This window comes from Glutamicibacter uratoxydans (genome assembly GCF_050753455.1).
GTDB lineage: Bacteria > Actinomycetota > Actinomycetes > Actinomycetales > Micrococcaceae > Glutamicibacter > Glutamicibacter uratoxydans_A.
The window spans coordinates 408,946-422,965 of record NZ_CP192736.1; the positions used below are offsets into that span (position 1 = coordinate 408,946).

Consider the following 14,020-nt stretch of genomic DNA (forward strand, 5'->3'; position numbering starts at 1 on the left):
GGGCTTATTATGCACGCTTAAAAATAATAAAAGCAGACTTGACCTGATAGTTTGGCTGTGAGCAATTATGTGCTTAGTGCATCTAACACCTGAATTAAGCCGACCCGCGAAGCGGGTTCGGCTTGAATGAATTGTTAGACATCACTGGCATGGCACCAAGCAATTTAGTGGCTTCATGTTTCACGAAGTGAACGAACGCCGCCAACTGATCCGCGCGTGAGGCCAAGCAATCTTCTCCTTGTCCAAGATAAGCCTGCCGGGCTTCAAGCAGTACGGGCTTATGTTGATCTGGCAGACGCTCAATTGCCCAGTTGGCAACGATATCCTTCGGTGCGATCTTGCCGGTTGCTGCGCTGTACCAAATGCGAGACAAGGTAAGCACTACATTCCGCTCATCGCCTTCCCAATCCGGCTGCGAATTCCATAGTTTCAGAGTGTCGCTCAATGCCTTGAATAGATCGCCTTCCGGAACTGGGTTAAAGAAATCCTCTGCGGCCGAACCTGCCAATGCAAGGCTATGCTGCCTTACTTTAGTTAGCAGAATAGCCAGATCAACATCGGTTGTGGCGGGCTCGAAGATGCCCGCAAGAATGTCCTTACGCTGCCACTCCCCGAATTGCAGTTCCCGTCTGGCCGGATAACGCCAAGGGACAACATCACCATGCACGACGATGGTAACTTCCAAGGCGCGGAGAGCCTCACTTTGGCCAGGGGAGGCAGAAATTTCCAAGAGATCTACGACCAGGGCTTGTCGGACAGTCTCATCGAGCTGTGCAGCCACAGTAACCAGCAAATCAATATCACTGTATGGCTTCAGGCCACCGTCCAGTGCAGAGCCGTACAAATGCACGGCCAGCAACGTTGATTCCAGATGACGCTCGATGGCGTTGAGAGCCAGTGATAGCTGTACCGAAATCTCGGCGGGTACTGCGTTACTCATGATGTCTAACGCCTGGCACAGCGGATCGCAAACCTGGCGCGGCTTTTGGCACAAAAGGCGTGACAGGTTTGCGAATCCGTTGCTGCCACTTGTTAACCCTTTTGCCAGATTTGGTAACTATAATTTATGTTAGAGGCGAAGTCTTGGGTAAAAACTGGCCTAAAATTGCTGGGGATTTCAGGAAAGTAAACATCACCTTCCGGCTCGATGTCTATTGTAGATATATGTAGTGTATCTACTTGATCGATCAGGCTTTTGTATATCTCCCCACCACCTGAAACAATGACATGATCCGTTATTTTCTTTAGGTTGGTTAAAGCATCTTTAATTGATGGAAAGATCAATACGTTCTCATTGTCAGATGTAAAACTTGAACGTGTTACGACCGCATACTTTCGGTTGGGTAATGCTCCCATTGATTCAAAAGTCTTGCGTCCAACCAACAGCCATTGGTTATAGGTAATAGCTTTAAACAGGAGCTGTTCACCTTTGGCACTCCATGGAATATCAGGGCCATTCCCGATAACTCCATTCTTCGATATAGCTACCATTAGTGATAGTTTCACAATTCTTCCTCAGAGGTTAACTTTGTTTTAGGGCGACTGCCCTGCTGCGTAACATCGTTGCTGCTCCATAACATCAAACATCGACCCACGGCGTAACGCGCTTGCTGCTTGGATGCCCGAGGCATAGACTGTACAAAAAAACAGTCATAACAAGCCATGAAAACCGCCACTGCGCCGTTACCACCGCTGCGTTCGGTCAAGGTTCTGGACCAGTTGCGTGAGCGCATACGCTACTTGCATTATAGCTTACGAACCGAACAGGCTTATGTCCACTGGGTTCGTGCCTTCATCCGTTTCCACGGTGTGCGTCACCCGGCAACCTTGGGCAGCAGCGAAGTCGAGGCATTTCTGTCCTGGCTGGCGAACGAGCGCAAGGTTTCGGTCTCCACGCATCGTCAGGCATTGGCGGCCTTGCTGTTCTTCTACGGCAAGGTGCTGTGCACGGATCTGCCCTGGCTTCAGGAGATCGGAAGACCTCGGCCGTCGCGGCGCTTGCCGGTGGTGCTGACCCCGGATGAAGTGGTTCGCATCCTCGGTTTTCTGGAAGGCGAGCATCGTTTGTTCGCCCAGCTTCTGTATGGAACGGGCATGCGGATCAGTGAGGGTTTGCAACTGCGGGTCAAGGATCTGGATTTCGATCACGGCACGATCATCGTGCGGGAGGGCTCTGTTGCAAAGATTGGCGGCAGTCAGAGGTAGGCTGTCGCTCTGCGCCGATCAGGCGGCTGCTGCGAAATGGTGGTTGAGCATGCCCATGGCCTCCGTCAGCGCCGAGGGCCCAATGCCAAAAGCTCTCTCCACAAGGCGCACCTCGCCCCTGATGCCGGGCTGCAGGCACCAGGGGCGAGCCTGTCCTTTGCGCAGGGCTCGCATGACTTCGAATCCCTTGATCGTGGCATAGGCCGTGGGGATCGATTTGAAACCGCGCACCGGCTTGATCAGTATCTTGAGCTTTCCGTGATCGGCCTCGATCACGTTATTGAGATACTTCACCTGCCGGTGGGCCGTCTCCCGGTCCAGCTTTCCTTCGCGCTTCAATTCGGTGATCGCTGCACCATAGCTCGGCGCTTTGTCGGTATTGAGCGTGGCAGGCTTTTCCCAGTGCTTCAGGCCTCGCAGGGCCTTGCCCAGGAACCGCTTCGCTGCCTTGGCGCTGCGGGTCGGCGACAGGTAGAAATCGATCGTGTCGCCCCGCTTGTCGACTGCCCGGTACAGGTAGGTCCACTTGCCCCGCACCTTGACGTAGGTTTCATCCAGGCGCCAGCTCGGATCAAAGCCACGCCGCCAGAACCAGCGCAGCCGCTTCTCCATCTCCGGGGCGTAGCACTGGACCCAGCGATAGATCGTCGTATGGTCGACCGAAATGCCGCGTTCCGCCAGCATTTCCTCAAGGTCGCGATAGCTGATCGGATAGCGACAATACCAGCGCACCGCCCACAGGATCACATCACCCTGGAAATGGCGCCACTTGAAATCCGTCATCGTTCCGTCCGTCCAATCTCCGCCAAGCATGCTCAAGCTTCACGATTTTTGCAACAGAGCCTATAGGAGGGCAGAGAGGTGAGTTACGAGCTGCTGCCCTGGCTGATTCTCGGCGGTGCCGTCGTCCTCGTGGCGGCCGCGTACCTCGTTATCCGCATCATCGTGCGGATGGTCCGATTCCTGCTCCGATAACGGAGGCGGGCGGGGATGAGAGAGGGTCGGCTATTCGGCCAGCCAGGCGAAGAACGCGCCCGCGTCCTCGATGACGCGACGGCGCTGCACGCTGTACTGAGGCGTACGGCCGGTGCGCAGTTCGGGAGGTATGTCGGCGTCGACGTACCCATGCTCGGCCAGCTCGCGGCCTGGCATGAGCGCGTCGTCGACGGGACGCACTACAACGGCGAGGACGGGCGCGGCGACGGCGCAACTGGCACCGTCACCACGGCGGCAGAGCTGCACCGTGCCGCCGCAGCGTTCGATGCCGCCTCGGCCGCGCTGCGCGAAGCGCACGCAGCCAACGGCGTCGTGCGCTGGTACGACGATCCCCAGTGAGTCACGACGTGGACGGCCCGGATGCCGACACCGAGGAGCGCACCCGCATCGGGCAGGTGCTCGATGCAGCTCTGCCGCCGACGAGCGCCGACCGATAACGACCGTTTTAGGCCCTAACTGTTTTGTTGCGTGACACGCTGTGACTATCAACTTGGGGCGGCGGTTAAACCACGGCATTGTTTGGCGGCAGTGGCCCGGATGGGCAAAATTAGGCTGGTTGACGGTGTTGTTCAGTCCGAATGATCCGGGGCAGAAACCTGACGAAGAGGACCATGCCGATGAGCTCGACAAGCGTCTGGGTGACCACGACCAATGCGGCCAGGGCCAGAGGTTCGGGCAAGGCGAGGGCGAGCGGGAGCACGACCAGTGAATTGCGGGTCGCGCCGCTAAATACGACTGCACGCGTGGCGGCGACATCGAGACGTGCCCATCTGGCCGCCAGCATTCCCAGCGGCACCATCACCAACAGGAACGCAGCGTAAAGCGGCACCACCGCCAGCAGCGAGCCAACTTCCTGGCCGACTCCGGTGATTTGTGAACCGACGACCACCGCCAGGGTCACCATCATCAGGGGAACCATCAGAGCCTGCATGATGTCCATGATGATCCTGCCCGCCGCGGCCTTGCGCGCCAGCGCCTGTGTCAGGGTTGCCGCCGTCAGGGGAATGAGGATCAAGACGATGAGGGCCTCGACGAAGGGTGCGGGGTCGATGGCCGAGGCCACGTCGGGGCCGACGAAAAGCAGCAGGTAGAGGGGCAGCAGCATCTGGAGCAGCATCAAGACCGGGGCGGCGGCCAGCAGCCTGTCGCTGGCCCCGCCGGCCAGGCCGGTGAACACGATGACGTAGTCGATGCAGGGGGTCAGCAGGACCAGCAGCACCCCGAGCAGCAGGGCCTGGTCCCCGGCGATGAAGCGGGTCAGTCCGAACACTACGACGGGGACCACGATGAAGTTCAGCACCAGCACGGTTCCCATGAACCGCAGGTCCTTGGCGGCCTTGCCGATGGAGGCGAACGGGATGCCCAGGAACGTTGCGTAGAGCAGCAGCCCGAGGACCGGGTTGATCGAGTGTTCCAATGCTCCGGCCGAGCCGGGGGCAAGGAACCCGACGCCGCCGCCGATAAGGATGGCCACGAGGTACAGGCCGATCTGGTGGTGTTCCATCCGTGCAATGAGGTTCTGGGTTTTCACCATGCCCATGTTAGGCGACGCGGGCGGTCGAGCAGGAGTTGATGCCCGAGTGACCGTGGTGAAGGACGGTGAACCGACTGCGGGACCGGGGCATTTCGCGTTCATGGCCCCGCGGGGTGCCGCTGGGCGTCACCCCGCGACACCATCCGACCAGGTCTGCCACTCAGATGTAGCGGCAGACCTGGTCGGCGGAGCAGGAGTCCGGCTCCGGATCCCTCGCCTTTGCGTGGAGCTGGGAAATGCTTTCCCGGAGGACCAGCAGCTCGGCGATCTGGGCATCGAGCTCCCTGAGCCGCAACCCCAGCAGGCCTTGGACGTGCGAGCACGGGGCCTGGCCGTGTTCGCGGATCTTCAGGATCTGCCGGATCTGGGCGAGGGTGAGCCCGGCGGCCTGGCCGCGGTGGATGAACCCGACCAGCCCCACGGCACCGTCGCTGTAGTCCCGGTAGCCGGAAGCCAGACGCTCGGCCGGAGGAAGCAACCCCGAATCCTCGTAGAAGCGCAGGGTCTTGGTCGTGGTTCCGGTCGCTTGCGCAAGTTGTCCGATTCTCATGTTCGCTGACTCCCCTTTCAGTGGTCACCGCACTTGACCTTCCACTGTACTGGAAGGTTCATGATGGTGCATAGGAAGTTTTGCACTACAGGGAAGAGGTAGCTGGAATGACAAACGAACGGTTCGATCTGGCGATTGTTGGTTCCGGGGGCGGCGCGTTCGCGGCCGCGATCCGGGCCACCGGACTGGGCAAGCGCGTCGTGATGGTGGAGCGTGGCACCGTGGGCGGGACATGCGTGAACACCGGATGCGTGCCCTCAAAAGCACTCCTGGCCGCCGCGGAGGCCCGCCACGTGGCGTTGGACGCGGCCCGCTTCCCCGGGGTGGCGGCCTCGGCGGGCCCGGTGGACATGCCGGCCCTGATCCAGAGCAAGGCCGCGCTGGTGGAAAGCATGCGAACGGAAAAGTACATTGAACTGGCCGCCGACCACGGGTGGACCATGCTCGAAGGGGAGGCCTCGTTCACCGGAACCCAGGACGAACCCCGACTCCGGGTCGCCTCCCCGGACGGTGCCGAAAAAACGATCGAGGCCGACCACTATCTCGTGGCCACCGGCTCCGCCCCCTGGACGCCTCCCGTCCCTGGACTGGACGAGACAGGGTACCTGACCTCGACGACGGCGATGGAACTGGACGAGGTCCCCGAATCAATGCTGATCATGGGCGGGGGCTATGTTGCCCTGGAAATGGCGCAGCTTTTCTCCCGGCTCGGTTCCCGGGTGACCATGCTGGTCCGTTCCCGGCTGGCCTCGCAGGAGGAACCGGAGGCATCCAAGGCATTGGCCGAAGTTTTTGCCGACGAGGGGATCCGGGTGGTCCGGCGGGCCTCCGCGGAGACTGTGGAGCGCGATCACGCCAACGGAGGGGTCCTGGTCTCGGCATCCGTGGCCGGCGGCAGGGAAACGTTCCGGGCATCCCGGCTCCTGGTGGCCACAGGCCGACGCCCCGTCATCGACGGGTTGAATCTTGACGCCGTCGGCGTGAAGACCGGCGCCACGGGCGAGATCGTGATTGATTCCCGCCTGGCCACGTCCAACCCGCGCATTTGGGCTGCCGGGGACGTGGCCGGACACCGGGAGTTCGTTTACGTCGCCGCGGCCCACGGCGCCCTGGCCGTGGACAATGCGCTCACCGACGCCGTCGCCGAGGTTGACTACCGGCACCTGCCCCGGGTCACCTTCACCAGTCCCGCCATCGGGTCGGTCGGCATGACGGAGAAGGAAGCCGTCGCTGCCGGGATCCGCTGCGAGTGCCGGGTCCTGCCCCTGGAGTACGTGCCGCGAGCCGTGGTCAACCGCGACACCCGCGGCTTCATCAAGGTCGTCGCCGAGCTCGGCACCGGACGGATCCTGGGCATTTCCGCCGTCGCCAGGGACGCCGGAGAACTGGCCGCCGCCGGCGTCTACATCCTCGAAGCGGGGATGACCACCGCACAGGTCGCCGCCGCCTGGAGCCCCTACCTGACGATGGCCGAGGGCATCAGGATCGCCGCCAAGGCCTTCACCACCGACATCGCCAAACTGTCCTGCTGCGCCTAAGAGATCGCGCCAATAGAGAGCCACTCGTCATTAAGGCTTTCGTTTAGGTCGTGAATCCCATCGGTATTTCACCCAGCTCTCGGCGATCAACCGACGAATCACGATGATCGTGTTAGCCAAACTGATCAAGGCATCAATCACCTTGGTCTTCACCTCGGTGCAGATCGCTAGCTTCTTGAAACCACGGTTGTGCCAGGAATTGGTCCGTTCCACCACCCACCGGGCACCGGCCTGCAAGGGTTCGCCCTTGGTGCTGATCACATAGTCGCACCCGAGCTCTTCGAGCAGGTCGCGGGTTTTCCGGCTGTCATAGCCGGCATCCAGATGCACGGTGATCCGCTGCGGCAAGAGGTGCTCGATACGGCGCAGTTGCTCCAGCGTAGGGCGTAGCAGTGGCGAATCATTCCGGTTGGCTTCGGCGACAACGCAACCAAGCGGTAGTCCTTTGCCCTCGACGAGCAAGGAGCGTTTAGTGCCTTGTTTTCCGCGATCGACCGGGGATTTCCCGGCGGCTTGGCCGCCGCACGGGGCTTTGACCAGACATCCGTCCACGACCAGATCTTTCAGGTCCAGGCCGATGAGCTTGTCGTAGGATTCCAGCGCGATCAGTTCCAAATTCTCGAAGATTCCTGCGCTGATCCATTCATCCCGGCGGCGTCTGATCGTGGTGGCTGAGCAGGTGGAGTCGCTGATTTTCTCGTAAGAGGCACCAAGCACGAGGACTTGGATGAGTTTTTCGAAGATGATCCTGTCGCTGATCCGTGGTCGGTGGCATCCCCATGGATGGGTGTCCACGTTCTGCGGGATAAGGGACTGGAATTGACTCCATAAGGGGGTCATGATGGATGATGGAAGTGCAGGCACGTGACCTTCTTGTGTAAACGGTTCTCGACAAACCTTGTTTAACACTGTCCGTGCCTGCTTTATAGATTAATGACGTAGCTGACTTGGTTAATTACGCCGTCAATAATAGTAAATATGGTTTCGGTGCTTCTATTGGCGCGATGTCTAAGCGAAACCCACCTGAAGCAGAGGACTTCGGGTGATTCAATCTCAGGTGTTCGCTGCACTATAGCCGCAGTGGCGCACCTACCAAAAGGGGAAAGCGGTCAGACCAACCGCTGACGGTCGCGAGGCGTCTTGAAAACCTAAAGCTTTTTGAGACGCTACCTAGAGTAGAAACTTGTCTCATCAAATACTTGGAAAACGCGGGCTGTATTTGTCTTATAAACTCGTCCCAACGTAAAACGTCTTACCTGCTTGCCGCACAGGGGTTTTTGAGTCACACTGGGCAGGTGAGGCATTTGGGATACACACGAGTGAGCACTTCGAGCCAAGACGCGGCCTTGCAACTCGACGCTCTTGCTGCAGCGGGGGTGCAGAAACGCGACGTGTTCGCCGATGTGACGTCCGGCAGCCGGAGCGCGATTGAGCGGCCCGGGATGAAGAAACTGCTCGAGTACGCGCAGTCCGGGGACACCGTGGTGGTCTGGCGAGTAGACCGGCTCGGGCGATCCCTGATCGATGTTTTGAACACCGTGAACCTCTTGCGCGAGCGCGGGGTGAATGTCCGCTCCATTTCCGATGGGATCGACCCGGCCACGTCGACCGGGCGGATGATGCTGAACATGCTGGCCTCGTTGGCCGAGTACGAGCGCGAGCTGATCGTTGAACGAGTCAATGCCGGCATTGCTGCCGCCCGGCAATCCGGAACCCGTTTCGGCCGGCCGGTCTCTGACCCGGCGGTGATTGCCGATAAGCTCGCGATCGCCAAAGATGCCCGCGCCAGGGGACGCACCGCCGAAGACGCAGCACGTCTGGTTGGCTGGAGCCGCGCGACGTTCTACCGCCACTTGGGCCAAGAATCCGCCTCTGTCAAGAGCCTGTGATCGGCCATGTCCCGGCGAAGCGAACCGCGCAGGGACGCACCGCTGGGACAAAACCAGAATGGCAGCAGTACCGTGAAAGCAGGAACCTCTTACAGCGGCCTGATCAAGGCAACGGCACGCTGGGAAATACTGCGGCAACACGTCGAAGACGGAGTGCCGCTGACGGTCTTGGCTGAGGAACACCATATCGGCCTGAGGACACTGCAGCGATGGCACCAGAGCTTCAAGCTCCAGGGGAAGCCTGGTCTGGAACCGGTGGCACAGGGCAAACGCGGACGCCGGATGCCCAGCGACTTCGTGAAGCTGGTCGAAGGCCTCGCCTTAGCTAAACTGCCCAGGACGACGGCAGCCATCCACCAGCAAGCTAACAAGGTGGCGCTCCACCAGGGATGGGCACCGGTTTCCTACTCAACCATCCGCTCGATTGTCGGCGAGATAGATCCCGGGATGATGACACTGGCGCAGCAAGGCGCGGCGGTGTACCGCGATAAGTACGAACTGGTCTGGCGCCGCCGCGCCGAACGTCCGAACGCGGTGTGGCAGGCTGATCATACCGAGCTAGACATTCTGGTTTTTGACACTGGTCATCGGCCGGTTCGCCCGTGGCTCACCACGATCATGGATGATTACTCGCGAGCCCTGTGCGGGTACATGATCTTCACCGGTGCTCCCTCATCCTTGAATACGGCATTGGCGTTGCGTGAGGCGATCTGGCCCAAAAAGACAGCTGATTGGCCGATGTGCGGAATCCCTGATGTGCTCTACGTGGACCACGGAACCGATTTCACGAGCCACCACATGGCGCAGGCCGCCAGAGACCTGCACTTCGAAATCACTTTCTCTGCAGTAGCCCGGCCACAGGGCAGAGGAAAGATTGAGCGTTTCTTCGGTACGTTAAATACCGAGCTTTTGGCCCGGCTACCGGGTTACTTGCACAACGTACGCAATCCCAAACCCGGACTATCGATTAGTGAACTGGACACGGCGCTAGGTGAGTTCATTGGGCAGAATTACCACCAGCGTGAACACCAAGAGATCAAAGAAACACCTCAAAAAGCGTGGCAGGGCAACGGCTGGTTGCCGCGTCTGCCTGAATCCATCGATGAACTGAACCTGCTGCTGCTCACGGTCGCCAAACCTCGAATCGTCCACCGCGATGGGGTGCACTTCCAAGGGCTACGCTACATATCTCCCTTGCTGGCTGCCTATGTCGGAGAATCCGTCATCCTTCGCTACGACCCGCGAGACGTTGCCGAGATTCAGGTCTTTCATCGTGGCCAGCACATCTGCAAAGCTGTGGATCCCACGCACGAACGATCCATCATGACCTTTAAGGACATCCAGAAAGCACGCTCTGCACGAAAGCGTCAGCTGCGCGGACAAATCAATGAACGAATCGCCACCGTCGCGGAATTTCTACCGGCCGGGCAACCAACCACGGAGGCACCCCAGCCTGATCCGGCGGTCCACCGAACCAAGAAAACGAAGCTGCGCACTTACGCGGAGGACGAGTAATGGGACCAACAACTTTTATCGCAACGAAGGAGCACCGCCGCTTCACTGAGTTCGCCAATGCGGTGCGTCGGCAGCGGACTATCGGGGTCTGCTATGGACAAGCTGGAATTGGCAAAACCCTATCGGCTAAACGTTATGCCAACTGGAGCCCGAAAGCCGAGGCGTTAATAGAGGAATGGGGCCGACGGGAGGACAGTGACCTCCAGATCTACAAGGATCTGGCCAAAACGCGGACCGTCTTCTTCACCCCAGGGGTTCTGACGACGCCTAAGCAAATCAAGGATGAACTCTCTCTGGTCACCACCCGGACCTCGATCTGTATCCATCAACATCTCGATACTTTAGGTGCCACGACGGGCCCGATGAATCAAGACAAGCATGTTGAGCTGATCATCGTCGACGAGTCGGAGCGACTCAACGCCACTGCCTTAGAAGTGCTACGAGATAGGTATGACAGGAACAATATCGCGCTGATGCTGATTGGGATGCCTGGCATCGAAAAGCAGTTCAGTCGATACCCTCAGCTCTATAGCCGTGTTGGTTTTGCTCACGAGTACCGTCCGCTTGCTCAGGATGAACTGCATTTCGTTCTGCAACGAAAGTGGCGTGCCCTCGGAAAAACTCTGGACTTGGAGGACTTCACCGATACGCAAGCTGTCGCGGCGATCGCCCGTATCACCCGCGGTAATTTCCGGCTGATCGATCGACTCTTCACACAGATGCAGCGAGTCATGAAAATCAATGAGCTGGACACGATTACCGATGATGTTGTTGAAGCTGCGCGATCCACGCTAGTGATCGGAATCAGTTGAACCGCCAATATTAGGTGCGCAGAAACCGCCAAACGAAGTTAACAATCACAAAGTAGCGATGCGTGGCGAGACGTCTTACAACCGTTGGATTGCGAGACCCTACGCGCTGGGGTGGGTTTGCTGTGAGGCGTTGGTACCGTTCAACCCTGACACGTAGGGCAAGGGCACTGGATCCAATTCGTCATGAGTGCTTTTCATGATTTCACCCAACTTCGACACCACCACATCCAGCCTACTGACCGAAGACTGGGCCAATCGACGTTTACTGAGATATTCGGCGACTTCCGCTTCCAACACTGATAAGTGAATCGGTTCGGTCGCTGGTGTATGTTCCAGCAGCTCCCAAGCAGCCTGTGGGGTCGCTTGGTTCAAGGATTGACGCGGTCTACGTTTGTTGCAATGCTCACGATAGTGTTTCAGTAGCCTCTGCACATCGGCCAGATTCTGTGGCTTGTTCGCCGTCAAGAAACGTTGCAACGTACGGTGTTAACGTTCGTTCTTCCCCTGAGTCGTAGGTCTTCCTGGTAGACCAGTGATCGGCAGGCTTCCCTTGGATGCGAGAAACATTTCTACTGAACCGAATGTTCCGCTACGCAAACTGGGTCTGCTGAAGGTTTGGTTGACACCAAGGCTTACGCTGCCAGAGCGACAGACTCGATCATTGTAGCCTCGAACTGGATCGGGGTCATTTTCCCCAACCCTCGTTGCTTGCGCTTGCGGTGATACTTCCCCTCCAGCCACCCAATAATGGCCAAGCGAAGTTGTTGACGGGAGGACCACCATCGGCGGTCCAGGACGTTCTTCTGAAGCAAGCTGAAGAACGACTCCATGGCGGCATTGTCACCGGCTGCCCCGACCCTGCCCATCGAACCGACCAGCCCATGACGTTCGAGTGCCTGGGTGAATTTCCTGGAGCGGAATTGGCTACCGCGGTCGCTATGGACCTTGACCCCGCGCGGATAGCCCCGGTGGGCCACCGCCATTTCCACGGCGTTGACCGCCAGATGAGCCTTCATCCTCGAATCAATCGAATACCCCACGATCCGGATACTGAACACGTCCTTGATCGCACACAAATACAGCTTTCCTTCGCCCGTGTGATGCTCGGTAATATCGGTCAGCCATAACTGCTTGGGCTGTTCGGCGGTGAAGTCCCGCTGCACCAGGTCATCATGCACCGCAGGGCCTGCCGGGACGTGCTTGCGTTTGCGCTTGCTGATCACCGAACGGATCCCCGCCTTGCGGCACAACCGCCACACCCGCCGCTCGGAGACCTGGTATCCGGCGTCTTCCAGATCATCCGCAAGGACTCGGTAACCGCCTTCGGGATCTTCTTCGTGAAGCTCGTGCAGCTTGGCCGTCAGCTCCCGCTCTTCGATTTCCCGGGCGGAAACAGGGGTTTTCAGCCACTTGTAGTACGCCTGGGTGCTGAACCCAAGTACCCGGCACGTCACCGCCACCGGAACATGTTTCCGGCCTGTTCTGGCGGCTAGTTCTTGGACGAGCCGGCCCATTATTTTGGGGAGCGGATATGCGGCTGCGAAAGATAGGCTGCGGCTTTGCGCAGCACTTCGTTCTCCATTTCGAGTTCCCTGATGCGTTTGAGCGCTTGAGACATTTCCTTGCGTTCACCAGCATCGGAGGACGGGGTCATTCCGTGGGATTGGTAGCGGGCATCGCGGACCCACGTTTGCAGTGCTGTCTTTGAGACACCTAGGTCCGCAGCGACTTGCTTCTGGGACATCCCCGACTCCACGAGAGCGACGGCCTCCTTCTTGAACTCGTCAGTGAAGATTCTTGGCATGGTGATTGTGTCCTTCGGTTGAGCATAACCATAGCTAGATTATGCGGTCGAAGTGTCAACCAAACCTTCAGCAGACCCTCTCTAAGAAAAATCTACCGACCCGTTTCTAGGAGTACAGTCTGTTACTCGGTGCAGGACAGCTGGACAGCCACGTCCACAATCATGTCTTCCTGGCCACCTACGTAGCCAGCCTTACCGACTTCTTCCAAGATCCGGTAGGCAGGAACACCGTAGCGTTCGGCAGCGCGCTCGGCGTGGATCAGGAACGAGGAGTACACCCCGGCGTAACCCTGCATGATCGAGGCGCGGTCCATGATTGGCATGCGGGTGATGAATGGCTTGACGATATCTTCGGCGGCACCCATCAGGCCCTGCACATCCACACCGGTCTTGACATCCAGTCGGTCGAAGGCGGCGGCCAGCACCTCGGTAGGGGAGTTACCCGCACCGGCGCCCAGTGCCAACAAAGTGCCGTCGATCTGCTTGGCCCCGGCACGCACGGCGTAGACCGAGTTCGCAACACCGAAGCTCATGTTCTGGTGGCCGTGGAAGCCAACCTGAGCGTCATCGCCCAGCTCGGCAACCAGTGCCGAAACACGGTCGGAGACGTCTTCCAAGATCAGCGCGCCGGCCGAGTCGACCACGTACACACACTGGCACCCGGCATCGGCCATGATGCGAGCCTGCTTGGCCAGATCCTCCGGGCTGGTGCGGTGGCTGAGCATCAGGAAGCCCACGGTTTCCATGCCCAACTTGCGTGCGTGCTGGAAGTGCTGGATCGAGATATCGGCTTCGGTGCAGTGGGTGGCGATACGCGCCACGGAGGCACCGGCGTCATGGGCCTGGTTTAGATCGTGGATGGTGCCCAAACCCGGCAGCATCAGCACAGCGATCTTGGCCTGCTTGGCTTCATCCACGGCGGCACGGATCAGATCCAGTTCCGGGGTGAGCGAGAAACCATAGTTGAAGGAGGAGCCGCCCAAGCCGTCACCGTGGGTGACCTCGATGACCTCAACGCGCGAATCATCTAGCGCACGGACCACATCGCGCACATGCTGCTCGGTGAACTTGTGGCTCATGGCATGTGAACCATCACGCAGAGTGGTATCGGTCAGACGGATATCGAAAGTTGTATCCAAAGGTGCATTCATTATTTCTAAATCCTTATCCGGGCGAG

General features: G+C 59.0%; 13 protein-coding genes and 2 pseudogenes. 6 read left to right on the forward strand and 9 right to left on the reverse strand.

All coding sequences use genetic code 11. The features are described 5' to 3' along the window. Positions 1-94 precede the first annotated feature (94 nt). Both ACQQZ8_RS01990 and dfrA1 read right to left on the reverse strand, forming a co-directional pair. A complete protein-coding gene (locus ACQQZ8_RS01990) occupies positions 95-940 on the reverse strand; it encodes an ANT(3'')-Ia family aminoglycoside nucleotidyltransferase AadA11 (protein ID WP_048608579.1) in 846 nt (281 codons plus the stop codon). 92 nt (positions 941-1,032) lie between these two features. Further along, a complete protein-coding gene (gene dfrA1, locus ACQQZ8_RS01995) occupies positions 1,033-1,506 on the reverse strand; it encodes a trimethoprim-resistant dihydrofolate reductase DfrA1 (RefSeq protein ID WP_000777554.1) in 474 nt (157 codons plus the stop codon). Positions 1,507-1,662: 156 nt separating this feature from the next. Here dfrA1 and intI1 point away from each other — a divergent pair. After that, positions 1,663-2,184: pseudogene (gene intI1, locus ACQQZ8_RS02000) on the forward strand (class 1 integron integrase IntI1); the annotation flags it as partial. Between the two features lie 39 nt (positions 2,185-2,223). On the opposite strand, the gene ACQQZ8_RS02005 reads toward intI1, so the two are convergent. After that, positions 2,224-2,988: an IS6-like element IS6100 family transposase gene (locus ACQQZ8_RS02005; protein ID WP_001389365.1), complete on the reverse strand. Its 765-nt coding sequence runs from the start codon at positions 2,986-2,988 to the stop codon at positions 2,224-2,226. A gap of 207 nt (positions 2,989-3,195) precedes the next feature. Between ACQQZ8_RS02005 and ACQQZ8_RS02010 the strand changes: the two genes are divergently transcribed. Beyond that, a complete protein-coding gene (locus tag ACQQZ8_RS02010; RefSeq protein ID WP_417374357.1) occupies positions 3,196-3,540 on the forward strand; it encodes a hypothetical protein in 345 nt (114 codons plus the stop codon). Between the two features lie 208 nt (positions 3,541-3,748). Here ACQQZ8_RS02010 and ACQQZ8_RS02015 read toward each other — a convergent pair whose 3' ends face one another. Both ACQQZ8_RS02015 and ACQQZ8_RS02020 read right to left on the reverse strand, forming a co-directional pair. Further along, the gene (locus tag ACQQZ8_RS02015) at positions 3,749-4,741 is read right to left on the reverse strand and encodes an arsenic resistance protein (protein ID WP_431711067.1); all 993 of its coding nucleotides are present in this window, start codon (positions 4,739-4,741) and stop codon (positions 3,749-3,751) included. Positions 4,742-4,895: 154 nt separating this feature from the next. Further along, positions 4,896-5,285 (reverse strand): heavy metal-responsive transcriptional regulator, encoded by a 390-nt coding sequence (locus tag ACQQZ8_RS02020; RefSeq protein WP_133835017.1) that lies wholly within the window; start codon positions 5,283-5,285, stop codon positions 4,896-4,898. Positions 5,286-5,392: 107 nt separating this feature from the next. Between ACQQZ8_RS02020 and merA the strand changes: the two genes are divergently transcribed. Continuing rightward, positions 5,393-6,823: a mercury(II) reductase gene (gene merA / locus ACQQZ8_RS02025; protein WP_431492716.1), complete on the forward strand. Its 1,431-nt coding sequence runs from the start codon at positions 5,393-5,395 to the stop codon at positions 6,821-6,823. Positions 6,824-6,853: 30 nt separating this feature from the next. On the opposite strand, the gene ACQQZ8_RS02030 is transcribed toward merA, so the two are convergent. Beyond that, a complete protein-coding gene (locus ACQQZ8_RS02030) occupies positions 6,854-7,687 on the reverse strand; it encodes an IS5 family transposase (RefSeq protein ID WP_431711068.1) in 834 nt (277 codons plus the stop codon). A 431-nt stretch (positions 7,688-8,118) separates the two neighbouring features. On the opposite strand from ACQQZ8_RS02030, the gene ACQQZ8_RS02035 reads away from it, so the two are divergent. The 3 genes from ACQQZ8_RS02035 to ACQQZ8_RS02045 all read left to right on the forward strand — a co-directional run bounded on the left by ACQQZ8_RS02035 (position 8,119) and on the right by ACQQZ8_RS02045 (position 11,039). Next, positions 8,119-8,712 carry a recombinase family protein gene (locus ACQQZ8_RS02035; protein WP_035762867.1) on the forward strand — a complete coding sequence of 198 codons (594 nt, stop codon included), beginning with the start codon at positions 8,119-8,121 and terminating at the stop codon, positions 8,710-8,712. A gap of 72 nt (positions 8,713-8,784) precedes the next feature. Then, positions 8,785-10,227: a Mu transposase C-terminal domain-containing protein gene (locus tag ACQQZ8_RS02040; RefSeq protein ID WP_431711069.1), complete on the forward strand. Its 1,443-nt coding sequence runs from the start codon at positions 8,785-8,787 to the stop codon at positions 10,225-10,227. Next, a complete protein-coding gene (locus tag ACQQZ8_RS02045) occupies positions 10,227-11,039 on the forward strand; it encodes an AAA family ATPase (RefSeq protein WP_105553695.1) in 813 nt (270 codons plus the stop codon). Before ACQQZ8_RS02040 ends, ACQQZ8_RS02045 begins: the two co-directional genes overlap by 1 nt. Before the next feature lie 168 nt (positions 11,040-11,207). Here the strand turns inward: ACQQZ8_RS02045 and ACQQZ8_RS02050 are convergent. From ACQQZ8_RS02050 to dmpG, 3 genes and pseudogenes are all read right to left on the reverse strand, one after another. Continuing rightward, positions 11,208-11,636 (reverse strand): annotated as a pseudogene (locus ACQQZ8_RS02050) (integrase core domain-containing protein); the annotation flags it as partial. Between the two features lie 35 nt (positions 11,637-11,671). After that, a protein-coding gene (locus tag ACQQZ8_RS02055) for an IS3 family transposase (RefSeq protein WP_431711070.1) occupies positions 11,672-12,843 on the reverse strand; the annotation gives its coding sequence in 2 pieces (ribosomal slippage) (positions 11,672-12,564 and positions 12,564-12,843; 1,173 coding nt in all). Between the two features lie 122 nt (positions 12,844-12,965). Next, entirely contained in the window at positions 12,966-13,994 is a 1,029-nt protein-coding gene (gene dmpG, locus ACQQZ8_RS02060) for a 4-hydroxy-2-oxovalerate aldolase (protein WP_431711071.1), read from the reverse strand. Positions 13,995-14,020: the final 26 nt, after the last annotated feature.

Bases quoted from the DNA above. Each gene is read 5' to 3' on its own strand.
- ACQQZ8_RS01990 (WP_048608579.1), bottom strand. From the start codon at position 940: ATGAGTAACGCAGTACCCGCCGAGATTTCGGTACAGCTATCACTGGCT.
- ACQQZ8_RS02005 (WP_001389365.1), bottom strand. From the start codon at position 2,988: ATGACGGATTTCAAGTGGCGCCATTTCCAGGGTGATGTGATCCTGTGG.
- ACQQZ8_RS02010 (WP_417374357.1), top strand. From the start codon at position 3,196: ATGAGAGAGGGTCGGCTATTCGGCCAGCCAGGCGAAGAACGCGCCCGC.
- ACQQZ8_RS02015 (WP_431711067.1), bottom strand. From the start codon at position 4,741: ATGGGCATGGTGAAAACCCAGAACCTCATTGCACGGATGGAACACCAC.
- ACQQZ8_RS02020 (WP_133835017.1), bottom strand. From the start codon at position 5,285: ATGAGAATCGGACAACTTGCGCAAGCGACCGGAACCACGACCAAGACC.
- merA (WP_431492716.1), top strand. From the start codon at position 5,393: ATGACAAACGAACGGTTCGATCTGGCGATTGTTGGTTCCGGGGGCGGC.
- ACQQZ8_RS02045 (WP_105553695.1), top strand. From the start codon at position 10,227: ATGGGACCAACAACTTTTATCGCAACGAAGGAGCACCGCCGCTTCACT.
- dmpG (WP_431711071.1), bottom strand. From the start codon at position 13,994: ATGAATGCACCTTTGGATACAACTTTCGATATCCGTCTGACCGATACC.